This window comes from Halorientalis sp. IM1011 (genome assembly GCF_001989615.1).
Classification (GTDB): domain Archaea; phylum Halobacteriota; class Halobacteria; order Halobacteriales; family Haloarculaceae; genus Halorientalis.
In genome coordinates, this window is sequence record NZ_CP019067.1 from 1,994,639 (window position 1) to 2,018,653 (window position 24,015).

Here is a 24,015-nt window from a genome sequence, read left to right on the forward strand (position 1 = left end):
TTATTCTGTCAGTCGGGGTCGCTCGAAACGTGTCAAACGACGATCCGTTCCGGCTGGCCCTGCAGGTGCCCGTCGCCGGGACGGCGCTGTTGGTCGCCGCTGCCGGTGGCCTCCTCGGCGGTTCGCTCGCGCCCCTGGTTCGGATCGAGGGGCTGGAGGCGATGATCGTCCCGCTCATGCTGACTTTCTACGTCATGACCGGTTTTCTCTTCACCTTCGGTGCGATGGCGGCGTCGCAGATATCGGGGGAAACCACTGAGGAGCGCGGCCGCGACGTCGCCGACTCCGAAACTGAGTGGGGGCGCGTTGCGACCGCGCTGGCGGGGACTGCCGTCGGATCCGCCGTCGGTGGGAGGCTGGTGTTCGGCGTCCCGGACTGGCTTTCCACGACGCTACCGCTCGTCGCGCTGTTCGCGGCGGCCGTCGCGTTCGTCCTCGCCGGCGACGCGGTGCCGATTCGCGGTCTCGACACGGCGTTGCGGAGCGCCGGCGGGACGATCTATCTGTTCGTGGTCCCAGCGGCGCTGTATCCGGTGTTCGACCTCGCCGGCCTCATGATTGCTGCGGTGGTCGGAGCCGCGTCCTTCCTCGTGGCTCGTCGCTGGGTGCGCGGCGGGATGCCGATCGATCGCCGCATCTCGGTCGCGGTCGCGCTCGTCTTCGCACTCGTCGCCGGCGGCGTGATGGCTCACGACCTGTCCGGCCCGCAGCCGACCGTCGAACTCCATACCGACCCGACGGTGAACCTCTCGACCCCCGAGGAGCGGTTTTACTCCTGGAGCGATACCGGGCAGAACCGGTCGATGGTCCGCGTCGGGACGGTCACGGCTCGCAACGAGTTCGACTTCGGGCGAACCGCCGCCCTCCCGGCGTACGCGGCGTGTCTCTACGGACCGAACGGGACGCGTCCGGCCCCGGACCGAGTCGCCGCACCGGTCGTCGAGACCGACGGGTGGGTCAGCGCCGTCGAGGAGGTACGACTCGTCGACGACGGGAGTCGACGGTTCAGCGTCGTCGTCTTTCTCGATGGGTTCGACGAGCGCTCGAACGACGAAATCCGTAACTGGGGGACCGTTCCGGTCCGACGGGCTAATAGCTGTCCCGAGACCACCGACGGGCCGGCGCTGGTACTGGTTCCCGCCGACGAAAACTGATCACTCGCTCGCTCGCGCCCGCTCGCGGGCTACGGCCGGGTCCTCACCGTCCAGCACGGCCTCGACGAACAGTTCACCGGCGCGGTAGGAGGACCGGACCATCGGCCCCGACGCGCAGTAGAGAAAGCCCAGTTCCTCCTCGGCCACCCGCTGCCAGGTGTCGAAGGCGTCGGGGTGAACGTAGTCGCTCACTTCCAGATGCGAGCGCGAGGGCTGGAGGTACTGCCCGAGCGTCACCACGTCGACGCCGACCGTCTTGAGATCTCGGAGGGTCTGATAGATCTCGTGGTCGTACTCGCCGACGCCCAGCATCAGGCTGGTCTTGGTGTAGATGTCGCTCTCCCGATCGACCTGCCGGAGGACGGAGAGGGACTGCTCGTAGCCGGCCCGGCGGTCCCGGACGGGCCACTGCAGGCGGTCGACGGTCTCGATGTTGTGGGCGATCACGTCTGGTTCTGCGTCGACGATCTTCCCCACGAGGTCGGGGTCGCCCTGGAAATCTGGGATCAGACACTCCACCAGAATGCCGGGGTGGCGCTCCTTGATCGCGCGGATCGTCTCGGCGAAGTGGCCCGCGCCCTGGTCGGCCAGGTCGTCGCGGTCGACGGAGGTGAGGACGACGTAGTCTAATCCTATTTCGGCGACGGCGTCGGCGACCTGCTGGGGTTCGTCGGGATCCAGCGGCTCCATCCCGCCGGTCTCGACGTCACAGAAGTTACAGCCTCGCGAACAGCGTTCACCCATGAGCATGAACGTCGCGGTGCCGGGGCCGTCCCGGCCCCCCTCGGCGGCATCCGCCGCCTCGGCATCCGGAGCCGCATTCGCGGCTCCCGACCAACACTCCCCGAGATTCGGACAGTTGGCTTCCTCGCAGACGGTGTGGAGGTCGTGGTCCCGCAGGGTCTCCTTGATGTCGGTGAAGCGCTCGCCCGACGGCGGGGCCATCTTGAGCCAGTCGGGCTTGCGGGCGCGACTCATTGCCCGACAGTTGGCGCGGTCGCGCAAAAGACGTTGGGTTCCTCGGGGGCCGATTCCACTTTCGCTCCGCGACGGAAACGCCTATACTGTCGGCCCTCTCGGTTCTGGTCGTGGCAGGTAGCGTAGATCACGAGCCGCAGGTGGCCATCGACGAGGTCCTCCCCGAGTACGCCGACGCCTTCCCGTTCGAGTCGTTCAACCGGATGCAGTCGGAGGCGCTACCGGCACTCCTGGAGGGCGACGACAACGTCGTCGTCAGCGCACCGACCGCCAGCGGCAAGACCGCCCTCGCCGAGGTCGCCATCTGCAAGGTGTTACAGGCCGGCGGCACCGCCCTCTTTCTCGCGCCCCTCCGTGCGCTCACCAACGAGAAGGAAAGCGAGTGGGAGCGCTTCGAGGATCTGGGCTACTCGGTGTACGTCGTCACCGGCGAACGCGACCTCAACCCCAGACGTGCCGAGCGGGCCGACATACTCGTGATGACGCCGGAGAAGGCCGACTCGGCCACGCGCAAACACGACTCGCCGCGCTACGGCTTCGTCACCGACGTGGACTGCTGTATCATCGACGAGGTCCACCTGCTCGATTCCGACCGCAGGGGGTCTGTACTCGAAGTCACCATCTCGCGGCTCCGGCGGCTCTGTGACCCCCGGATCGTCGCGCTCTCGGCGACGATGCCCAACGTCGACGACGTGGCCGAGTGGCTCGACGCCCCGGCCGAGACCACCTTCGCCTTCGGCGAGACGTACCGACCAGTCCCGCTGGAGGCCGGCGTCAAGACCTACACGCACGGCGAGAACGCCTTCGCCGACAAGTACCGCCGGCTCTACCGGGCGCTGGATCTGGTGGAACCCCACCTCCGCGAGGACGGCCAGGGACTCGTGTTCGTCTCCTCCCGGCAGGACACCGTGCAGGCCGCCAAGAAGACTCGGGACGAACTCGCCGAGCGGGACGTGCCGATGGGCGCCCGCGGCGACTACGACTTCCATCAGGAAGCCGAACAGCTCCAGAACGAGACGCTCCGGAAGTCCGTGCTCGACGGCGTGGGATTTCACCACGCGGGCCTCTCGAAGGACGACAAGAACCTGGTCGAGAAGTGGTTCCGGGAGGGCACGCTGGGACTCCTCTTCTCGACCTCGACGCTGGCGTGGGGTGTCAACCTCCCCGCCCGCTGTGTCGTCATCCGGGACACGAAGCTCCACGACCCCCTCGAAGGGGAGGTGGACATGAGCCCGCTGGACGTGCTCCAGATGCTCGGGCGTGCGGGGCGACCGGGCTACGACGATCAGGGCTATGCCTGGGTCGTCTGTGACGGCTCGGACGCCGACAAGTACCGCCAGCTGCTCCGGGACGGCAAGGAGATCGAGTCGCGACTGGCGACCGATCTGGACGCCCACCTCAACGCCGAGATCGTCCTCGGCACGGTACGAGATATCGACGACGTGCTGGACTGGATCGAGACCACCTTCTACGCGGTGCGGGCGCGGTCGGCCCCCGACCAGTACGACTCGGACGGACAGCTACGCGACCGCGTTAGTGACACGCTAGAGAAACTGGTCGATCAGGGATTCGTCGAGCGCGACGGCCTGTCGCTCTCGCCGACGCGACTCGGCAGGCTGGCCTCGAAGTTCTACCTCCGGCTTGACACTGCCCGGGAGTTCGCGGATCTGGCGCGCCGGGCCGAGGGGGGCGACGGGACCGCGACGGAACTCACGACCGACGACGTGTTGCGGGCCGTCGCGACGGCCGCGGAGTTCGACAGCGCGAGCGCCCGCAAGGACGAACGCGACGCCGTGCGTGCCGTGCTGGGCGATCGCGCCCGCGATCTCGATCCGGGGCCGCGGAAGGTGCTCGCGATCCTCGACTCCAGTATGGACTCGGCCACCCCCACGGAACTCCGGAGCGACGCGTGGGTGATCCGCCAGAACGCCCTCCGCCTGCTCGCCGCGCTCCGGGCCTTCCTCGATCACCTCGGGACGGCCGCGGCGGCCAACCTCGCCGCACGCGTCGAGGCCCGTATCGAACACGGCGTCAGCGAAGACGCCGTGGGGCTGACCGCGCTGGACGGGGTCGGCTCCGGGCGAGCCTCCAGGCTCGCCACGAAGGGCCTCGGCTCGCCGGCGGACGTGCGCGAGGCTGGCGTGTCCGGCCTCGTGGACGCTGGCCTCGCGGAAGGCGTCGCGACACAGGTTCACGACAGCGCCCGCTCCCTGCCGGACCTCCGGTTCGACTGGGGCGCGTTTCCCGACGCGATCGCCAGCGGCGGCAACGAGATGTGTGAGGTGACGGTCACGAACGCGGGCGACGGTGCTCGCGCGGGCGTGCGCGTCACGGTCAACGGTCACGAGATGACCACGAGCGACGGCTACCTCGGCACGGCGTCGCTCCCGGTCGGCGTCTTCGGCGGCGACGCCGAGACGTTGACCTTCACCACCGAGGTCTACTTCCCGGATCTACCGCTCGAACCCGTCTCGGACTCCCGGACAGTACGCGTCGAGTGACTCGAAACCCGAAACTCGCTCAGAAGCGCCGATAAATTTTCTAAACGTCTCTCGACACGTCTTGAAACGTCTGCCTGTCGGAAGGCCGTCTCTATCTGGATGCTAAAACGTGGCTAAAGAACGGTGAACTCACGAAAACGAGGTGAATTTTCGGCAACCGTCGGCCCCTTATATGGGGGTATCCGTCCAAGGGGTGAGTGCAGGGAGACCCACCATGTCCACGCAATCGACCTCCACGCTCGACGACCTCGCAGACTGGACCGCCCGCAAAGAAGCCGGCAGCAAGCTCCTGGCCCCGGTGCGATGTCTCGGCTTCTGGAGCGCGGTCGTGCTCCCGCTCGTGCTGGTCCCGATGATGGCGGCGGGGCTGGCCGGGGAGTACCTCCCGCTGTTCGGGGCGCTGGTCGTCGCGAACCTCGCCGGCGCGGTCCTCGGTCGGGACTACAACCGCGACTGACGACGTGGACGCGGTGGGCTCGCCTGCCCGATCGGTCCCCACCCGACTCCACTGCCCTCCGCCCGTCTCCACACGGCCCCCGACCCCTCCACTGCCCTCCCCACCGACCCCCACTACTCCCCCACCCCGGATCGGACTGCTCCCGCTCCGATCCATCGACCTCCACCGTTCCTCCCCACCGACGCCTTTCCCCTCTCCTGTCAGTTCTCCACCACGTTTCGAGACTACCGACCGGATATTTATATACTAAACCAGGACCAGCCCGGGCTATGCACGAGGAAACGCGCGTGCTGGCCGGCGAGTGTACGATTCGCGACTCGAACGATCCCGGAACACGCCGGGGCGAGGTGGTCGTCGTCTGCAAACCCGACGACACCGTGCTGGTCCACGACGCCGACGGCTACCAGCCGACGGCCTGGCTCACCCGTGCCGAGACCGTGACGTTCGCCGACGGCGTCCTCACCGCCACCGACGGTGACCAGTTCGTCCGCGTCGAGGTCCACGAGGAGTACGACCGGACGAGCCATCCCGTCTCAGCCGTCGGCACCCCGGTCGGCGATTGCCCCGACTGCGACGGTCGGCTCGTCCGGGACGACGGCGCGGTGACCTGTCTGGACTGCCGGACGACGTACGGTCTCCCGCGGGACGCGACCGTCCTGACCGAGGCCGAGGACTGCGCGTGTGGGTGCCCGCGGATGCGCGTCGAGCGCGGGCGCGCGTTCGAAGTCTGCCTCGACCGGGACTGCGAGTCGCTGGACGAAGCGGTACAGACGGCCTTCGACCGCGAGTGGGACTGTCCGAACTGCGGCGGCGACCTCCGTGTCCTCCGACGGGGCGGCCTGCTCGCCGGCTGTGAGCACTACCCCGACTGCGACACGGGCTGGGGGATCCCGACCGGGACGGTGGCCGAGGAGTGTGACTGCGGGCTGCCGGTGTTCGAGACCGCGAACGGCCGACGGTGTCTGGACAGCGGCTGTGATCGCGCCGCGCCGGAGCCCGCTCGTCCGTCGTGATCGCGCCGTCGAGACCGTGGGTGCTTTGTCGGCGCGTGGGCGAGGACCAGTATGGACGCGACGCTGTCTTCGGGCGTGGTCCGGGCCGGTCGCCAGGCTCGCGAGCAGTTCCACGACGCCCGCGGCTACGGCGATCCCGACGGCGACGGAGTACGTCTCGCGCCGGTCGAGGCAGCCCACCTGCTCTATCGCGGCGATCTGGACGCGGTCGACGGGATGGGTTTCCGGGAGTTCCTGGCCTCGGCGGCCTGTCCGGACCTGCACTTTCTGGTCTACAAGGACCTCCGGGACCGGGGCTTCTACCTCTCACCGACCGCCGCCGACTGGGTCGCGGACCACGGGACGGCGGATCTTGTGGTCTACCCACGCGGGAAGGGGCCCTGGGACGACGAGGTCGCCTACCGCGTGCGGGTCGTCAGCGAGCGCGCGACGGTCCCCGCGAGCGACCTGGGCGACGTGGTGCTCGCAGTCGTCGACGAGGAGAGCGAGATCACCTATCTGGAGACCGACCGACCCGACGTGTCGGGGTCGACGGAGTACGATCCGCCAGCGGACGTACCGGGCTCCCTTCTGGACGACCGCGTGCTGATCTGGGACCCGCCCGCGGACATCTACGAACGGGGCTTCTATGGCCAGCCGCTGGACCGGGACGGCGAGGTGGTCGAGACCCTCCAGCTCTCGCTGGTAGAGGCCGCCTACCTCGTCCGGGAGGGTGCCCTTTCGCTCGGGGCCGACGGGGACGACGAGCGGGCGGTGCTGGAGCGGGGGCGGACCGTGGAGGGCGACCGGTTCGACCGTCGACTCCGGGTCTACACGGCGCTCCGGGAGGCCGGGGTCGTGCCCAAGACGGGCTACAAGTTCGGTGCGGACTTCCGGACCTACGCGGACGTGGAGTCCGTATCGGAATTGAGCCACTCCGAGTTGCTGATTCGGGTGGTCCCGGAGGACTATACGTTCGCACCACGGGATCTGGCGCTGGACGTGCGACTGGCCGGTGGCGTCCGCAAGCGGATGGTGTTCGCGCTGGTCGGCGAGGCGATCGCATGGCTCTCGGCCGATCGGCTGACGCCCTGATTGGAAACGATTAAAGACCTGCTCGCGGTTACGTTCACGCAAGATGTCCGCTTCCGACGGATGGCGCTGGCGCTGGCAGTTCCCGGAAGCGGACAGTCTCGCGAGCCCGGCCGCGCGGTGACCGCGGGCGCGCTCGGGTTGCTCACTCCGCTTCTCGATGGCCCGGCAGACAGACACGAGATCCCTACAGATGACACACGAATCAGACACCGACGCCGACGAACCGACCGTAGACGACAGCACCGTCCGCGCGGATGGCGGTGCCGCGGGCGCCGACGACGTGGCGCTCGACCCGTGGGGTTCCTCGACGGTCTCGGACTACCGCAAGCTGTTCGAGGAGTTCGGCATCGAGCAGTTCGACGAGGTACTCGACGAGGTACCCGACCCCCACTACCTGATGCGCCGGGGCGTGATCTTCGGCCACCGCGACTACCGCGCCGTCGCCCGCGCCATGCGGAACGACGAGCCCTGGGCCGCCCTCTCGGGGTTCATGCCGACCGGCGATCCCCACATCGGGCACAAGATGGTCTTCGACGAGATCATCTGGCACCAGCAACAGGGCGGGGACGCCTACGCCCTGATCGCGGACCTGGAGGCCCACAGCGCCCGCGGGCTATCCTGGGACGAGATCGACGAGCACACCCGCAACTACGTCCTGAGCCTGCTCGCGCTGGGCTTCGACCCAGAGGAAAGCGACCTCTACCGCCAGTCGACCAACCGCGAGGTGCAGGACCTGGCCTTCGAACTCGGGATCGAGGCGAACTTCTCGGAGTTCCAGGCGATCTACGGCTTCGACGGCGAGACCGACGTGTCCCACATGGAGTCCGTCGTCACCCAGATGGCCGACATCCTGTATCCCCAGCTGGACGAGCCCAAACCTACCGTGATCCCGGTCGGACCGGACCAGGACCCGCACATGCGGTTCGCGCGTGACCTGGCGACCCGGATGCGCTTCTTCAAGGTGACCGATGCGTTCGCCAGTTTCGAGTTGACCGACACCGAGCGAGAACTGGTCGCCGTCGCCTACGACCACCGCGAGGAGTACGCCGAGGAGCCCGACCGGCCCCGGTGTGGCGAGGCCGGCGAGTGGTTGGCCGACTACGAGACGAGCGCCGAGGACGCACGCGAGTCGGCGGTCGCGAAACTCGAGAACGCCGGCAAGGAGCCGATCCGACCCCGGGTCCGCGTCCTCGACCGCAACGCCACAGACGAGGCCTTCGAGGCGTTAGTCGAGGCCATCGACGGGGAGAAACGCCGGTACGAGGCCCACGTCGACGCGTTCGATCTGGACCACGCCGAGGCCGAGGAACTCGCCCGCGAGATCGAGGTCGATCACGGTGGCTACGGGTTCCAGCCGCCGTCCTCGATCTACCACCGGTTCATGACCGGCCTCACCGGCGGGAAGATGTCCTCCTCGATCCCGGCGAGTCACATCAGCCTGCTCGACGACCCCGAGGAGGGGTACGACAAGGTCCGGTCTGCGACGACCGGCGGCCGGGAGACCGCCGAGGAACAGCGCGAGAAAGGCGGAAAGGCCGACGAGTGCCCGGTCTACGAACTGTACGCCTACCTGCTCGCCGGCGACGACGACGAGTTCGCCAAGGAGGTCTACGACGAGTGTGTCGGCGGCGAGCGGCTCTGTGGCGGCTGTAAGGAACAGGCCGCCGAGTTGATGGAGGAGTTCCTCGAAGACCATCAGGAGAAACGCGAGGAGTGGGAGGAGAAACTGGACGACCTCGACTTCGAGTTCGACTCGCCGCGCAAGCGGACGAGCGGCGACTAGAGCCCGTCGAGGGCGGTGACGAGCAGTTCCGCGGTCGCCTCGGCCGCGGCCTCGCCGCCGTCGGTCGTGACCTCGACGACTTCGCTCCCGGTGTCGACCAGGACCGAGGCGGCCTCGCCGCTGCCCTCGATCATCATCTCGACCGTCTGCTCCCCAGTGTCGACGATGGCGTCGGCCCGGTCGTCGCCGATCTCCGCGGCCGGTTTGACGACCGTCTCGACATCGAGTTCGCCGAGTTCCGGGGCCGTGGCACCGTCGAGTGCCGTCTCGATGGCAGACGGTCCCAGTCCCAGTTGGTCGAGGCCGTCCCGCAACTCTATTGCCGCGTCGGAGAGCGGCGTCGGGTCGGCGACGAACATCGTCTCGGTCAGCGTATCGAAGACGGTGTCGCGGTTCCGATCCCTCGAATCTCGGTCGGTCATGTGTGACTGTGGCTACAGATTATCCCATAGTTCTTGCGCTCCTGTCCACAGCGGTACGTTTTTGGCCCACCACTCCAATCGGTCGCACATGGCATCCGAACCCCACTGCCGGACGGTCGCGCGCCAGGGAGTCCCGAGACCGGGGTTCGGCTCCTTTTTCGCCGCGTGAGTCGGCCGGCGGAGTTCGGACGGCGGCGAGATCCGCCGGTCGGACGAAACCGGTCGTGCGAGGGCGACCGACGTGAGCCCTCGAGACCACGCGCGTTCGACGAGACGAGCGGCGACCCCGACGCCGCGAGTGAGAACCGTTAACTGACCGACCCGCGCGGTACGTAACAACGAGTACCCACGCATGAAACTGCCACAGGCACAGCTCGCGGTGCTGGAGGCCGCGAGTGCAGACGAGCAACGAACCATCGACCGCATCGCCGAGGAGGCCGACCTCAAACCCGAGACCGCCACGCGAGCGGCCTTCGAACTCGACGACGAGGGCCTGCTCGATGTCACCGAACGCACCACCAGCGACGTGGAACTGACCGCGGAGGCCGAACGCTACGTCGAGGAGGGCCTGCCCGAACTCCGCCTCTACGAGGCTGCCGTCGAAGCGGGGGCCGACGAGGACCCCGTCCAGATGGGACAGGTTATCGGCGCGTCGGGGTTGGAGGGCGACGCCGTCGACATCGCGCTGTCGAACTACGCCCGGAAGGGGTACGGCGAGATCGACAGCGGCGAGATCACGGCCGATCCCGATGCCGACCCCGACGCCGACGACGAGGCGTCGACGCTGTCCGCGCTCGCGGAGGGCGCTGGCGCGTACGCCCGCGAGACGGCCCTCGAAGACCTGGACAACCGCGGGTTGATCGAGCAGACCGAGACGGTGATCCGCTCGGTGACCCTCTCCGAGGCGGGCGTCACCGCGCTGATGGAGGGGATCGAGACTGCCGAGACGGTGGGGCAGGTCACCTCCGAGATGCTCACCAGCGGCGAGTGGGAGGACGTGGAATTCGCCGAGTACAACGTCGAGGCCGACGCCGAACGGGTCGTCCCCGGTCGCAAGCACGCGCTCCGGGAGATGGCCGAACGCGTGAAGGACGTACTCGTCGGCATGGGTTTCCAGGAGATGCAGGGCCCACACGTCGACGCCGACTTCTGGATCAACGACTGCCTGTTCATGCCCCAGGACCACCCGGCGCGCAACCACTGGGACCGGTTCGCGCTGGACGATCCGGCGGCGATCGACGAGTTGCCCGACGATCTCGTGGAGCGGGTCGAGAGCGCCCACCGCGAGGGCGTCGGGCCGGACGGTGAGGGGTATCACTCGCCGTGGGATCTTGACTTCGCCAAGGCGCTGGCGCTCCGGGGTCATACCACCTCCCTGACCGCCCGTCACCTCTCCGGGGAGGCGATGGGAGAGCTTGAGCCGCCACAGCGGTTCTTCTCCATCGAGAAGGCGTATCGGAACGACACGCTGGACGCGACCCACCTGCTCGAGTTCTTCCAGATCGAGGGCTGGGTGATGGCCGAGGATCTGTCTGTGCGTGACCTGATGGGCACGTTCACCGAGTTCTACGAACAGTTCGGGATCACGGACATCGAGTTCAAGCCCCACTACAACCCCTACACGGAGCCGAGTTTCGAGCTGTTCGGCCGTCATCCAGAGACGGGCGAGATGATCGAGATCGGCAACTCGGGCATCTTCCGCCCCGAAATGCTGGAGCCGCTCGGCGTCGACTGCGACGTGATGGCGTGGGGCCTTGCCCTCGAACGCCTGTTCATGCTCGCGACCGGAGCCGAAGACATCCGCGACGTGCACGGGACGCTGGTCGATCTGGAGTTCCTGCGGGAAGAGGAGGTGACCTACTGATGCCCACTGTGACTGTCGACCCCGACGAACTGCGAACCCTGACCGGCCACGACGAGAAAGACGACGAGCAACTCAAAGAGGACCTGTTCGGCCTTGGCCTCGAATTCGAGGGTGAGACCGACGACGGCGAGTTCGAACTGGAGTTCGCGCCGGACCGACTCGACCGACTCTCCGTCGAGGGCGTCGCCCGCTCGCTGCGCTATCACTACGGCGACGACCGCGGGGTGTACGTCCCGAGCACGAACGACGCCGAGTGGACGATCCGCGTCGAGGACGTGCCCGAGGAACGTCCCTACGTGACCGGTGCGATCGTCCGGGGACTGGACATGGACGACGCAGCCCTCGAATCGCTGATTCAGGTCCAGGAGAAACTCCACGCGACGATGGGTCGCCAGCGCGCGAAGGGGGCCATCGGCGTCCACGACCTGACGATGCTGAAGGGCGAGACCCTGAAAGCGGACGACGACCGGGCGAAATCGATCACCTACACCGGCGTCGACCCGGACGAGGAGACGATGGTGCCCCTTGAGGGCGACCAGGAGTTGACGTTGCGGGAAGTGCTCGACGTCCACCACATCGGGCAGGAGTACGCCGACCTCGTCGCCGACTACGAGTCGATGCCGGCCATCTACGACGAGGTCGGACTGTTCTCGTTCCCGCCGGTGGTCAACGGCCGCCGGACCGAGGTCGACGAGGGCTCCCGGGACCTGTTCGTCGAGATGACCGGCACGGACCAGTGGACGGTCGACAAGATGCTGAACATCGTCTGCTACGCGCTGGACGCCCGGGGCGGGCAGGTCGAGGAAGTCAACGTCGAGTACACCGACGACGCGCCCGCCACGCCCGAGGCCGGGAGCGAACTCGTCCGGCCGGACCTGGTGACCAAGCGAAAGACCGTCGCACACGACGACATCGAGACGATGCTCGGCGTCGACCTCGACGAACGGGACGTGGTCGACCTGATCGAACGCGCCGGGATGGACGCCGAGCGGACCGAGACCGACGACGGCGCGGCGGCCTATCGGGTCGAGGTGCCACCCTACCGGACGGACGTACTCCATCCAGTCGATCTGATCGACGACGTGGGGCGGGCCTACGGGTTCAACGAACTCGAACCGCGCTACCCGGACGTGTCGACGGTCGGCGGGCGTCACGAGCGCTCGCGGCTGGAGGACGCCGTCCGCGACCGACTGGTCGGGCAGGGCTTCGAGGACCTGCTCAACTTCCACCTGATCGACGAGGAGCAGAACTACGAGCGGCTGAACGTTCCCCAGGGCAGCGACGCCTTCGGCGGCGGCGAGGCCGTCACCATCGAACAGCCCTACAGCGAGGACTTCACGATGGTCCGCTCGTGGGCGCTGCCCTCGATCATGATGGTGCTGGAAAACAACACGCACCGCGCGTACCCGCAGGACCTCGCTGAGGTTGGCTTCTCGGCACACGTCGACGAGCGTGAGAACACGAACGTCGCCGAACGGCGGACCGTCGCCGCGGCGCTGTGTCACGCCGGCGCGTCCTACGAGGACGCCAAGGCCGCCCTTCAGGCTCTCGTGGACGGCTTCGACGCCGATCTGGAGACGCCAGCTACGGAGCACCCGACCTTCATCTCCGGTCGCACGGCCAGCGTCGTGATCGACGGGGAAGAAGCGGGTATCGTCGGTGAGGTCCACCCCGAAGTCGTCGTGGAACACGACCTGGAGTTGCCTGTGGCAGCCTTCGAGTTCGATCTGGACGCGTTGCAGTAAGAGCGCCCCTCTTTTTAGCTGATTTCAGTCCGCGACTTCGGGACGCCCCGTTCGGAACCGAGGTCCTCACCGACGATCTCGAAGCGTGCGCCGCCGGAAGACGAACGTCGTTCGTCTTCCGAGCCCCCGCTCACTTCGCTCGCGGGGACGCCGTCCTCGCTGTCACTCGCCGTAATTTCCCAGCCGTGGGCCTCGACGATGGTCCGGATGATGGCGAGGCCGAACCCGGTGCCGTCCTCGTCGGTCGTGAACCCCTCGGCGAACACGTCGGCGCGCTGGCCCTCGGGGATGCCGGGGCCGTCGTCTTCGACGAAGAAACCGTTCGGGAGGCCGCCGACGGTGACGGTCACGGCTGGGCCGCCGTGTTCGACGGCGTTGCGAAAGAGGTTCTCGAACATCTGGCGCAGGCGGGTGCGGTCGCCCTCGATTACGGTGTCACACTCGGTGTGGAGGGTCGCGTCTTTCGTGTCGACGGTGTCCCAGGCTTCGGTCGCGACCTCGGAGAGTCGGACGCGCTCGGTGTCGCTCACCGACTGGCCGCTGCGGGCGAGCGTCAACACGTCGTCGACGATCTCCCGCATCCGGTCGAGGGCGTCCCGGGCGGGATCGACGTGGTCGCTGTCGGTTTCGCGCTCGATTAGTTCGAGGTGGCCGTCGGCGACGGTCAACGGGTTTCGGAGGTCGTGGGAGACGATACCGGCGAAGTCCTCCAGCTGTTCGTTCTGCCGTTTGAGCTCGCGGTTCTGGTCGCGGAGTTTGCGCTTCCGTTGCTCTCGCTCGGTCACGTCGTGGATCAGCGCGACCAGCCCCGCTGCCTCGTCGTCGCCGAGACTCGTGACGAGCACGTCGAAACAGCGCTGGTCGCCCTCCGGCGTCTCGATCCAGATCCCGGTGAATCGGCCGCCCGTGGCCCCGCCGTCGGTGTCGAAAAACGACGGCGTGCCGTCGACGAAGATGTCCGGCGGGATCACCGACTGGACCCGCTTGCCGACGACGCGTTCACCCTCCCGTGCGAGGATGCGCTTGCCCATCGGGTTGATGTCGACGATCCGGCCAGCGTGATCGAGCACCATGAAGCCGGTGGCCATCTCCTCGATGGCGCGCTCGCGAGCGATGGGTGTGAGGTTCTTCGAGTGGCGACCGAGCAGCGTCATGACGCGCTGGAGCGGGAGGAACTCCAGACTCCGGAAACTCACGATCACCAGCAGCGAGAGGGTCCCGAACAGCAGGAAGCCAAGCGGCGTGAGCGTCTGGTAGGGGGTCGGGCTCAGGCCCGCGACGCTCAGGAACTGGCAGGCGTGGAGAAAGACGATCAGGACGAGCAGGAAGAAAGTTCGCTTCCGGAAGACGTTACGCGAACCCAGAAACATCCGGAACAGGAGGAACTCGCTGACGAACAGCAGGGCGTAGCCGTAGGCGTGCTGGACCACCAGCAACGGGCCGTACTTCACGAACAGCGTCGCGCCCGCCGCGCCGGCCGCGAGGGTCCCCTCCGCGAACATGAGGTCACTCCCCGACAGCGCCAGCGCGCCGAGGATCGTCGGCTCAAGCAACAGGACGGCGAGCAGCGGCCGACTCACCCGGTCGCCGTGGCCGGTGTACGAAAGCGAGAACAGCAGCCACAGCGGCGGAGTGAACACCATCCCCGCGACGGTGAGGCCGCTCCCGAACAGCCGGAGCGAGTCCGACCCGTTCGAGACGACGATCACCTGGCCGAACGCCCAGGCGGCGACGGCGAGGGCCGCGACGGACAGCCAGGTCGACCCCGTCTTCGGTCGCTCCCGCCAGACGGCCGCCGCGACGACCAGCCCCAGCGCTCCCGAGACGGCGAGCGGGAGCGTCAACCCGGTGACCTGCCAGATCATCCGATCGTTCGTGCATTACACTCGCTCGTTAAAACGTCTCGACCGGTTACGCTGGCTGATATCTACACCGAACATCGGGTTCAGTCCAGATCCGCGCCGACGGCCTCGCTCACGGATTCGAACCCGTCCCGTTCGAGCAAGTCGAGCAGGCCGCGGTTGATGTCGCGGGCGATCCCCGGCCCGCGGTAGACCAGGCCGGTGTACAACTGGACCACACTCGCGCCCGCGCGTATCTTCCTGTATGCGTCCTCGGCGGTCGCGACGCCGCCGACGCCGACGACGGGCACGTCCGTCCGCTCCGCCACGAATCGGACCATCTCCGTCGCCCGGCGCTCGATGGGCTTCCCGGAGAGACCGCCCGTCTCGGCCCGGTTGGGGCTACGTAGCGACGCGGGTCGCTCGGTCGTCGTGTTCGTGGCGACGACGCCGTCGAGGTCGAGTTCGCCGACCAGATCCAGGGCGTCCTCGACGGCCGGGTCGGGCAGGTCCGGCGAGAGTTTGACCAGCAAGGGCGATGCGCCCGCGTCCTGCAACCCGCCGAGGATCGCCGCCATCGAGTCGCGGTTCTGGAGTTCGGCGAATCCCTGGGAGTTGGGGCAGGAGACGTTGACGACGAAGAAATCCCCTCCCTCGGCGACCGCCTCGTAGGTCTCGCGGTAGTCGGCTGGAGCGTCCTCGGGGGCCACGTGTTCGGACTTTGCGACGTTGACACCGACGGGAACTGGGGCGTCTGTGGCCGCGAGGCGTTCGCCGACGACGGACGCGCCGTGATTGTTGAGTCCCATCCGGTTGATCAGGCCCTCGTCCTCGCGGAGGCGGAACATCCGCGGACGGGGGTTCCCCTCCTGTGGGACGGCCGTGACACCGCCGACTTCGACGAAGCCAAAGCCCAGCGCGGCGAGCGCGCCGGGAATCTCGGCGTTCTTGTCGAACCCGGCTGCGACACCGACGGGATTCTGGAACTGCTGGCCGAACGCCTCGACGGCCAGCCGGTCGTCATCGACGGTGTAGTACCGGGCCATGGCGTCGGTGACGGGCGTGCCGTCGACGACACCGAGCAGTCGGTGGACGCATCTGTGTGCGGTCTCGGCCGGGAGTCTGAACAACAGTGGTTTCGCGAGTTCGTAGATCACACTCTCTCCTCGTGTCTTTGTGCGATGGCTCGGTACGATCGGGCGTTAGAACTCGTGTTCGACGTCCTCCGGGTCGGCCTTCTGGATGATGATCTTGTTGTCCCGTACCCGGACGAACACCTCGTCGCCGATCTCCATACCGGCGACCGCCAACTCGTCCTCGTGCAGGTTGATGTGGACGTTGTGGTACTCGCCATCTTCGTCCTTCGCGCCACTCGGACTCAGCTTCTTTTTTCGCACCATCGCGCTATCGTACGTCGTCGTTCGCCGGAGGAGTTACTTAAGCTTACCGTGCGAGCGTTCGTCTCCACCGTCGGTCCGTCGCTGCCGTCGAGGACGGGGACCCGTCACCGCGCCCGCGCGCTGGAGCAGATGAAATCCGCCCGATACTGGCGGATTCACACCAAAACCGCCGAGCGGTTTATCGGATAGTATATAAATTCACCGCCGGACGGCGGGGGGATACGGGGGTATATTTATGGTGGGTCATGTGCTGGGTTGACACGGAGAGGCCAAAACCATGGCACGTGACCAAGATAAGCGCAACTTCGCGCTTCGAGAAACGAACGGAGAGGAGTCGAGCGTCTTCTCCGGTGGCACACCTCGGCAGGCGGCACTGAAAGCGGCCCGGCGGCTCGATCCGGCGAGCAGCGAGTCCGCCGCCGACCGAACGGAGCTCCGACTCCGGGAGAAAGGCACGCACAAGGTCCACATCTACGAAGGGTGGGCCTGGGAGGAAGAGGCTCCCGACGACAAACCGGACTGGATGCCCACCGAGATCACCAAAGGCAACGTCGAGAAACAAGGTGTCGAACACCTCGAAGAGATCTGAATACGCGGCTTCGAGGAGGTTTCTTTGATACTGCGTCTGCAGCCACGCGCACGGCCGCGTACCCACAGACCTAACTCGTTCTCGCTGTAACTCTCGACGGCGTGGAAACACCCGGCCAGACCGAACGCACCACGCGCGGGATGACCGGCCGGCCTCCGCCCACGCGACAGTTCTCACCGGGTGGGTCAGCGTCGATATACTAGAATCCAGACATACATTCGAGCCGCCGGTCGAGCCGACCGCGCGCGAGGTCGATTCCCATGGAATCGCCTGCCGTAGCGGTTCCGGTTCGACGGGCTTAAGTAAATCACCCCCATCGAGTGAAATACGAAGGCGGGGCGGTGGGATGGTCCCACTGCCCGGCAGTCTGCATCGATCCCCTTAAGTCTACGAAGGGGATTCTGGCAAACACGCACGGTCGTCCCGGATGCGGATTTCCGGACGACCCGATCCGATGCCCTTAAGTGTAACAGGGCATTCGGATGGAATGCAGACACGGCCGGTCCGGGGCCGACATCGCCCGGCGGCGGTCCGAACGAACACCGAAGCCCTTATACGGCGTCCCGGTGTACAATTAGGTCCGCGATGAATGAGGATTCCACCCCTGCGGTCCGCCGTATAGATGGGATCTGATGTTAGCCCTGGCAGTTCGGTGACACTCGGTCGGTCCGTGTGTCGTCGAACGTGTTATACCTTCGATAGAACACACTCTTCGTGAGTGTGTCCCGCCTAACCCTCCTGGCTTCGGCCAGGAGACATTCCGGTTGATCCTGCCGGAGGCCATTGCTATCGGAGTCCGATTTAGCCATGCTAGTCGCACGAGTTCAGGCTCGTGGCAGATAGCTCAGTAACACGTGGCCAAACTGCCCTATGGATGGAGACAACCTCGGGAAACTGAGGCTAATCTCCAATACAGCTCCCATGTTGGAGTGCAGAGAGCTGGAAACGCTACGGCGCCATAGGATGTGGCTGCGGCCGATTAGGTAGACGGTGGGGTAACGGCCCACCGTGCCGATAATCGGTACGGGTTGTGAGAGCAAGAGCCCGGAGACGGAATCTGAGACAAGATTCCGGGCCCTACGGGGCGCAGCAGGCGCGAAACCTTTACACTGCACGACAGTGCGATAAGGGGACTCCGAGTGCGAGGGCATACAGTCCTCGCTTTTCTGTACCGTAAGGTGGTACAGGAACAAGTGCTGGGCAAGACCGGTGCCAGCCGCCGCGGTAATACCGGCAGCACGAGTGATGGCCGCTCTTATTGGGCCTAAAGCGTCCGTAGCCGGCCGAGCAAGTTCGTTGGGAAATCTGCCCGCTTAACGGGCAGGCGTCCGGCGAAAACTGTTCGGCTTGGGGCCGGGAGATCCAAGGGGTACGTCCGGGGTAGGAGTGAAATCCCGTAATCCTGGACGGACCACCGATGGCGAAAGCACCTTGGAAAAACGGACCCGACGGTGAGGGACGAAAGCTAGGGTCTCGAACCGGATTAGATACCCGGGTAGTCCTAGCCGTAAACGATGCTCGCTAGGTGTGGCGCAGGCTACGAGCCTGCGCTGTGCCGTAGGGAAGCCGTGAAGCGAGCCGCCTGGGAAGTACGTCTGCAAGGATGAAACTTAAAGGAATTGGCGGGGGAGCACTACAACCGGAGGAGCCTGCGGTTTAATTGGACTCAACGCCGGACATCTCACCAGCACCGACAGTGTGCAGTGAAGATCAGGTTGATGACCTTATCGGAGCCACTGAGAGGAGGTGCATGGCCGCCGTCAGCTCGTACCGTGAGGCGTCCTGTTAAGTCAGGCAACGAGCGAGACCCGCATCCCTAGTTGCCAGCAGCAACCTTGCGTTGGCTGGGTACACTAGGGAGACTGCCGCTGCTAAAGCGGAGGAAGGAACGGGCAACGGTAGGTCAGTATGCCCCGAATGTGCTGGGCAACACGCGGGCTACAATGGCCGGGACAGTGGGACGCGACCCCGAGAGGGAGAGCTAATCTCCTAAACCCGGTCGTAGTTCGGATTGCGGGCTGAAACCCGCCCGCATGAAGCTGGATTCGGTAGTAGTCGCGTGTCAGAAGCGCGCGGCGAATACGTCCCTGCTCCTTGCACACACCGCCCGTCAAAGCACCCGAGTGAGGTCCGGATGAGGCCACCATGCGGTGGTCGAATCTGGGCTTCGCAAGGGGGCTTAAGTCGTAACAAGGTAGGCCTAGGGGAATCTGGGCCTGGATCACCTCCTACAACACGGGACTGGGCCGACGCGCCCAGCCCACCTTTGGAGGATCACGTTCGAGCCACGAACCGATCGAGCACCTATGAACTGCCAGGGCTGACATTCGTCCGCAGGGAAGGGCCCATAGCTCAGCGGCAGAGCGCCGCCTTTGCAAGGCGGAGGCCCTGGGTTCAAATCCCAGTGGGTCCATATCCCGTGCCCGAGTCGAACCGTGTCCCTTAAGTGGGGCACTCCACTCGATCCGGGTACGGAAGACCGATGCACCACTCCGTGTGAACGCGGGTGGGAAGGGTTGATGCACGCACCGGCAACCACCGGGCGTTGCAGATGAGACTGTGTGTACGTGCGATCCAGGCGTCCACTGGACTCGTGTGCAGTACATCGAGTCTTCAGCGACGCGACTCGGAATCATATCCGAGTCACTACCAACGTGATCTGGATTCCTCCAGATCATCATCAGCGATTGGCTACTATGCCAGCTGGTGGATAGCTCGGCTCAGGTGCCGACGAAGGACGTGCCAAGCTGCGATAAGCTCCAGGGACCCGCACGGAGGGGAAGAACTGGAGATCTCCGAATAGGAATCCTCACTGCAATTGCTTCGCGCAATGGGGAACGCCGGGAATTGAAACATCTCAGTACCGGCAGGAAGAGAAAACGAATGTGATGTCGTTAGTAACCGCGAGTGAACGCGACCTAGCCCAAACCGAAGCCTTCGGGCAATGTGGTGTTAGGGCTGACTCTCATCACCGGATCGTCTTCACGAAGTCTCCTGGAACGGAGCGTGAAACAGGGTGACAACCCCGTAGTGAAGACCAGTACGGTGTGCGTCAGTTCCAGAGTATCGGGGGTTGGAAATCCCTCGTGAACACGGCAGGCATCGACTGCCAAGGCTAAATACTACCTGAGACCGATAGTGAAAAAGTAGCGTGAGCGAACGCTGCAAAGCACCCTCAGAAGGGAGGTGCAATAGGGCTTGAAATCAGTTGGCGATGGAGCGACGGGGCTCGAAAGGTCCTGTGGCAAACGACCGAGGAGCGATCCTCCAGTAGGACCCACAGGAAGCCGGTGTTCCGTCGTACGTTTTGAAAAACGAGCCAGGGAGTGTACTTGTTTGGCGAGTCTAACCCGTTCATCGGGGAAGGCACAGGGAAACCGACATGGCCGCAGTGCTTTGCACGAGGGCCGCCGTGTTCAAGCGCGGGGAGTCAAACGGGTACGACCCGAAACCGGGTGATCTACGCGTGGGCAAGATGAAGCGTGCCGAAAGGCACGTGGAAGTCTGTTAGGGATGGTGTCCTACAATACCCTCCCGTGACCTACGTGTAGGGGTGAAAGGCCCATCGAACCCGGAAACAGCTGGTTCCGACCGAAACATGTCGAAGCATGACCTCCGCCGAGGTAGTCCGTGGGGTAGAGCGACCGATTGTGGTGTCCGCCTCCGAGAGGAGTCGGCTCCACTGTCAAACTCCAAACCTACGGACGCTGTCGACGCGGGGAGTCCGGTATGCGGGGTAAGCCTGTGTACCGTGAGGGAGACAACCCAGAGCTGGGTTAAGGTCCCAAAGTGTGGATTAAGTGCGATCGAAGGTGGTCTCAAGCCCTAAACAGCCGGGAGGTGAGCTTAGAAGCAGCTACCCTCTAAGAAAAGCGTAACAGCTTACCGGCCGAGGTTTGAGGCGCCCAAAATGATCGGGGCTCAAATCCACCACCGAGACCTGGCCGCGCCCTTTACCGGGCGACCGCGTAGGTCGGCGCTCTGATTGGGTGGAAGCAGGGGTGAGAACTCCTGTGGACCGATCAGTGACGAAAATCCTGGCCATAGTAGCAGCGATAGTCGGGTAAGAATCCCGACGGCCTTACGAGCAAGGGTTCCTCGGCACTGTTCGTCAACCGAGGGTTAGCCGGTCCTAAGTCCGTTCGTAACTCGCGACGGACAAAAGGGAAACTGGTTAATATTCCAGTGCTTCTCTGCAGTGAAACCGACGCCTCGGGGTCGACCAGACCGGGCCTTCGCCCGGTGGAACCGTCCAAATCCGTGGAAGCCGTAATGGCACGAAGCGGACGAACGGCGGGATACCGCAAGCTGGTTCAACCTGGGGCCCGTGAAAAGGGAGCAGAGAATCCGTACCGAGATCCGACACAGGTGCTCGTGGCGGCGAAAGCCAAGGCCTGTCGGGGACAACCGACGTTAGGGAATTCGGCAAGTTAGTCCCGTAAGTTCGCGATAAGGGATGCCTGCCCCGGAAAGGGGCAGGTCTCAGTGACTCGGGCGCTCCGACTGTCTAGTAACAACATAGGTGACCGCAAATCCGCAAGGACTCGTACGGTCACTGAATCCTGCCCAGTGCGGGTATCTGAACACCTAGTACAATAGGACGAAGGACCCGTCAACGGCGGGGGTAACTATGACCCTCTTAAGGTAGCGTAGTACCTTGCCGCTTCAGTAGCGGCTTGCATGAATGGATTAACGAGAGCGCCACTGTCCCAACGTTGGGCCCGGTGAACTGTACGTTCCAGTGCGGAGTCTGGAGACCCCCAAGGGGAAGCGAAGACCCTATGGAGCTTTACTGCAGGCTGTTGCTGGGACATGGTCGCTAATGTGCAGAGTAGGTAGGAGCCGTTACAGAGGTACCCGCGCTAGCGGGCCACCCAGGCACACATGAAACACTACCCGTTAGTGACTGTGACCCTCACTCCGGGAGGAGGACACCAATAGCCGGGCAGTTTGACTGGGGCGGTACGCGCTTGAAAGAATATCGAGCGCGCCCTAAGGCCATCTCAGCCGTGTCGGAGACGCGGCGAAGAGCGCAAGAGCATAAGATGGCTTGACAGTGTCCTGCCCAACGAGGGACGCTGACGCGAAAGCGTGGTCTAGCGAACCAATGCGCCCGCCCGATGCGGGCCATTGATGACAGAAAAGCTACCCTAGGGATAACAGAGTCGTCACTCGCAAGAGCACATATCGACCGAGTGGCTTGCTACCTCGATGTCGGTTCCCTCCATCCTGCCCGTGCAGCAGCGGGCAAGGGTGAGGTTGTTCGCCTATTAAAGGAGGTCGTGAGCTGGGTTTAGACCGTCGTGAGACAGGTCGGCTGCTATCTATTGGGGGTGTCATGGTATCTGACGGGAACGTCCGTATAGTACGAGAGGAACTACGGATGGTCGCCACTGGTGTACCGGTTGTCCGAGAGGGCACGTGCCGGGCAGCCACGCGACACGGGGTAAGAGCTGAACGCATCTAAGCTCGAAACCCACCTGGAAAAGAGATACCGCCGAGATCACTCGTAGAAGACGAGATCGATAGACTCGGGGTGTACGCGCCGAGGTGACGAGGCGTTTAGCCCGCGAGCACTAACTGATCGAAGCCACCAATCATACCGCATTGAGACTCGATTCCACACGAGTCCAGGCGCTATCTGGATCGCACGTATCACACAGTCCGTACCACCGACATTGGATCATCGCGGTTCGATTCCGCGAGTCGGCGTTAAGGCGGCCACAGCGGCGGGGTTTCCACCCGTACCCATCCCGAACACGGAAGTTAAGCCCGCCTGCGTTCCGGGGCCTACTCGAGTGCGCGAGCCTCTGGGAGACCCGGTTCGCCGCCTCCACTCATTTCGACCCCTGCAGGGCACCACGCCCTGCGGGGGTCTTTTCATTTCGAACCCGACCAGCGACCGCTGCCTTCGAACGGCCAGCAACCGTCCGACCGTTCATAGTTCATACCTTTATTTGCCGGTAGCCCCTCGTAGAGTGCATGTCATTCACTGACGAACCCGGATTTGCGGAGCCGGAGACCCATCGGATGATGCGGGAGACAGCGCGAGAGGTGGCGAGTGGGTACGGCGACGACTACTGGAGAGACGTCTCGGCGGGGATGGCGCCGACGGAGTTCTGGCAGGACTGTGCCGATGCTGGCTTTCTCGGGGTCACGGTGCCGGAGGAGTACGGCGGCGAAGGGATGGGAATCTCGGAGCTGACGACGATCGTCGAGGAACTGGTGGCCAACGGGAGCATGGGGGCGGAGATGCTGTTCGTGGTGAACGTCGTCTTCGGGGCGGTGACGCTGACGAATCACGGGACGGAGGAACAGAAGGAGGAACTGCTCGAACCGCTAGTGAACGGGGAGCTGAACTTCTGTATGGCGCTAACCGAACCGAACGCGGGGCACAACGCGCCGAATCTGGACACGTTCGCCGAGGAGCGCGAGGATGGGTCGTTCGTGATCGACGGGAGCAAACAGTGGATCAGTGGGGTCGACGTGGCCGACAAGATGTTGCTGGTCGCGCGCACGACGCCGAAAGACGAGGTGGCCAAACGGACCCAGGGGATCACGCTGTTCCTGGCGGATCCTCAGGACGAGAATATCGAACGCAGAGAGCTGGACGTGGGGATTCCGACGCCGGAGAAGCAGTTCGAGCTCTCGCTGGACGGCTACGTGGCGAGCGCGGACGACATCATCGGGACGAGAGACATGGGGCTGTACCAGTTGTTCGACACTGTCAATCCCGAACGGTTGGTCGGAGCTGCGGGAGCGATCGGTGTCGGGCGGAACGCCATCGAGCGCGCGGTCGAGTACGCGAACGATCGGGTCGTGTTCGACGAGCCTATCGGGGCGCATCAGGCGATCCAGCACCCGCTGGCGGACGTGTACTCGAAGGTACAGGCGGCGAAGTTGCTGGTGCAGAAGGCCTCGTGGTTGATGGACGAGACGGAGGGGACGGAGGACATGAAGAAGACGGCGGAGGTCTCGAACATGGCGAAGTTGCGGGCCTCGGAGGCGGGGCACGAGGCGACGGACGTGGCGCTCCAGACCCACGGGGGGAACGGATTCAGCCGGGATTACATGATCGTCGAGATGTGGAAGGGGAGTCGTCTGGGGACGGTCGCGCCGGGGTCGTCACAGATGATGTTGAATCACATCGCCGAGCACACGCTGGGGCTGCCCCGCTCGTATTAGACCGCTACG

Annotated in this window: 15 protein-coding genes, 1 tRNA gene and 3 rRNA genes; 14 read left to right on the forward strand and 5 right to left on the reverse strand. The window is 65.0% G+C overall.

Annotated features, from left to right (window positions below; all coding sequences use genetic code 11):
- Positions 1–29: 29 nt before the first annotated feature.
- A complete protein-coding gene (locus BV210_RS10085; RefSeq protein ID WP_077206546.1) occupies positions 30–1,154 on the forward strand; it encodes a hypothetical protein in 1,125 nt (374 codons plus the stop codon).
- Here BV210_RS10085 and lipA read toward each other — a convergent pair whose 3' ends face one another.
- A complete protein-coding gene (gene lipA / locus BV210_RS10090; RefSeq protein WP_077206547.1) occupies positions 1,155–2,132 on the reverse strand; it encodes a lipoyl synthase in 978 nt (325 codons plus the stop codon).
- A gap of 140 nt (positions 2,133–2,272) precedes the next feature.
- Between lipA and BV210_RS10095 the strand changes: the two genes are divergently transcribed.
- The 5 genes from BV210_RS10095 (at position 2,273) to BV210_RS10115 (ending at position 8,960) form a co-directional block, all read left to right on the forward strand.
- Positions 2,273–4,633 carry a DEAD/DEAH box helicase gene (locus BV210_RS10095; protein WP_077208033.1) on the forward strand — a complete coding sequence of 787 codons (2,361 nt, stop codon included), beginning with the start codon at positions 2,273–2,275 and terminating at the stop codon, positions 4,631–4,633.
- 214 nt (positions 4,634–4,847) lie between these two features.
- Entirely contained in the window at positions 4,848–5,090 is a 243-nt protein-coding gene (locus BV210_RS10100) for a hypothetical protein (RefSeq protein WP_077206548.1), read from the forward strand.
- A gap of 269 nt (positions 5,091–5,359) precedes the next feature.
- Positions 5,360–6,103, forward strand: coding sequence for a topoisomerase DNA-binding C4 zinc finger domain-containing protein (locus tag BV210_RS10105; protein ID WP_077206549.1), 744 nt, complete (start codon positions 5,360–5,362; stop codon positions 6,101–6,103).
- Between the two features lie 51 nt (positions 6,104–6,154).
- A complete protein-coding gene (gene endA / locus BV210_RS10110) occupies positions 6,155–7,177 on the forward strand; it encodes a tRNA-intron lyase (RefSeq protein WP_077206550.1) in 1,023 nt (340 codons plus the stop codon).
- Between the two features lie 190 nt (positions 7,178–7,367).
- A complete protein-coding gene (locus BV210_RS10115; RefSeq protein ID WP_077206551.1) occupies positions 7,368–8,960 on the forward strand; it encodes a tryptophan--tRNA ligase in 1,593 nt (530 codons plus the stop codon).
- On the opposite strand, the gene BV210_RS10120 is transcribed toward BV210_RS10115, so the two are convergent.
- Positions 8,957–9,382, reverse strand: a complete 426-nt coding sequence (locus tag BV210_RS10120; RefSeq protein ID WP_077206552.1) for a hypothetical protein — start codon at positions 9,380–9,382, stop codon at positions 8,957–8,959. The two genes, BV210_RS10115 and BV210_RS10120, sit on opposite strands and share 4 nt — an antisense overlap.
- A 352-nt stretch (positions 9,383–9,734) precedes the next feature.
- On the opposite strand from BV210_RS10120, the gene BV210_RS10125 reads away from it, so the two are divergent.
- Both BV210_RS10125 and pheT read left to right on the forward strand, forming a co-directional pair.
- Entirely contained in the window at positions 9,735–11,246 is a 1,512-nt protein-coding gene (locus tag BV210_RS10125; protein WP_077206553.1) for a phenylalanine--tRNA ligase subunit alpha, read from the forward strand.
- Positions 11,246–12,991, forward strand: coding sequence for a phenylalanine--tRNA ligase subunit beta (gene pheT / locus BV210_RS10130; protein WP_077206554.1), 1,746 nt, complete (start codon positions 11,246–11,248; stop codon positions 12,989–12,991). The genes BV210_RS10125 and pheT overlap by 1 nt, the downstream gene beginning before the upstream one ends.
- Before the next feature lie 14 nt (positions 12,992–13,005).
- On the opposite strand, the gene BV210_RS10135 is transcribed toward pheT, so the two are convergent.
- The 3 genes from BV210_RS10135 to BV210_RS10145 form a co-directional block, all read right to left on the reverse strand.
- Positions 13,006–14,856, reverse strand: coding sequence for a histidine kinase N-terminal 7TM domain-containing protein (locus BV210_RS10135; RefSeq protein ID WP_077206555.1), 1,851 nt, complete (start codon positions 14,854–14,856; stop codon positions 13,006–13,008).
- Between the two features lie 80 nt (positions 14,857–14,936).
- Positions 14,937–15,989: a quinone-dependent dihydroorotate dehydrogenase gene (locus BV210_RS10140; protein WP_077206556.1), complete on the reverse strand. Its 1,053-nt coding sequence runs from the start codon at positions 15,987–15,989 to the stop codon at positions 14,937–14,939.
- A gap of 45 nt (positions 15,990–16,034) precedes the next feature.
- Complete coding sequence (locus BV210_RS10145) at positions 16,035–16,232, reverse strand: hypothetical protein (RefSeq protein ID WP_049995293.1); 198 nt, start codon at positions 16,230–16,232, stop codon at positions 16,035–16,037.
- Between the two features lie 277 nt (positions 16,233–16,509).
- Between BV210_RS10145 and BV210_RS10150 the strand changes: the two genes are divergently transcribed.
- From BV210_RS10150 to BV210_RS10175, 6 genes are all read left to right on the forward strand, one after another.
- Positions 16,510–16,821 (forward strand): non-histone chromosomal MC1 family protein, encoded by a 312-nt coding sequence (locus tag BV210_RS10150; RefSeq protein WP_077206557.1) that lies wholly within the window; start codon positions 16,510–16,512, stop codon positions 16,819–16,821.
- A gap of 757 nt (positions 16,822–17,578) precedes the next feature.
- A 16S ribosomal RNA gene (locus BV210_RS10155) occupies positions 17,579–19,051 on the forward strand.
- 111 nt (positions 19,052–19,162) lie between these two features.
- A tRNA-Ala gene (locus tag BV210_RS10160) sits at positions 19,163–19,234 on the forward strand.
- Positions 19,235–19,503: 269 nt separating this feature from the next.
- Positions 19,504–22,423: ribosomal RNA gene (locus tag BV210_RS10165) — 23S ribosomal RNA — on the forward strand.
- Positions 22,424–22,534: 111 nt separating this feature from the next.
- A 5S ribosomal RNA gene (gene rrf / locus BV210_RS10170) occupies positions 22,535–22,657 on the forward strand.
- The 16S, 23S and 5S rRNA genes sit together here with 1 tRNA gene alongside, the layout of an rRNA operon.
- Before the next feature lie 146 nt (positions 22,658–22,803).
- Positions 22,804–24,006, forward strand: coding sequence for an acyl-CoA dehydrogenase family protein (locus BV210_RS10175; protein ID WP_077206558.1), 1,203 nt, complete (start codon positions 22,804–22,806; stop codon positions 24,004–24,006).
- Positions 24,007–24,015 lie beyond the last annotated feature (9 nt).

Bases quoted from the DNA above. Each gene is read 5' to 3' on its own strand.
- BV210_RS10115 (WP_077206551.1), top strand. From the start codon at position 7,368: ATGACACACGAATCAGACACCGACGCCGACGAACCGACCGTAGACGAC.
- pheT (WP_077206554.1), top strand. From the start codon at position 11,246: ATGCCCACTGTGACTGTCGACCCCGACGAACTGCGAACCCTGACCGGC.
- BV210_RS10100 (WP_077206548.1), top strand. From the start codon at position 4,848: ATGTCCACGCAATCGACCTCCACGCTCGACGACCTCGCAGACTGGACC.
- BV210_RS10105 (WP_077206549.1), top strand. From the start codon at position 5,360: ATGCACGAGGAAACGCGCGTGCTGGCCGGCGAGTGTACGATTCGCGAC.
- BV210_RS10120 (WP_077206552.1), bottom strand. From the start codon at position 9,382: ATGACCGACCGAGATTCGAGGGATCGGAACCGCGACACCGTCTTCGAT.
- lipA (WP_077206547.1), bottom strand. From the start codon at position 2,132: ATGAGTCGCGCCCGCAAGCCCGACTGGCTCAAGATGGCCCCGCCGTCG.
- endA (WP_077206550.1), top strand. From the start codon at position 6,155: ATGGACGCGACGCTGTCTTCGGGCGTGGTCCGGGCCGGTCGCCAGGCT.
- BV210_RS10150 (WP_077206557.1), top strand. From the start codon at position 16,510: ATGGCACGTGACCAAGATAAGCGCAACTTCGCGCTTCGAGAAACGAAC.
- BV210_RS10175 (WP_077206558.1), top strand. From the start codon at position 22,804: ATGTCATTCACTGACGAACCCGGATTTGCGGAGCCGGAGACCCATCGG.
- BV210_RS10135 (WP_077206555.1), bottom strand. From the start codon at position 14,856: ATGATCTGGCAGGTCACCGGGTTGACGCTCCCGCTCGCCGTCTCGGGA.
- BV210_RS10125 (WP_077206553.1), top strand. From the start codon at position 9,735: ATGAAACTGCCACAGGCACAGCTCGCGGTGCTGGAGGCCGCGAGTGCA.
- BV210_RS10145 (WP_049995293.1), bottom strand. From the start codon at position 16,232: ATGGTGCGAAAAAAGAAGCTGAGTCCGAGTGGCGCGAAGGACGAAGAT.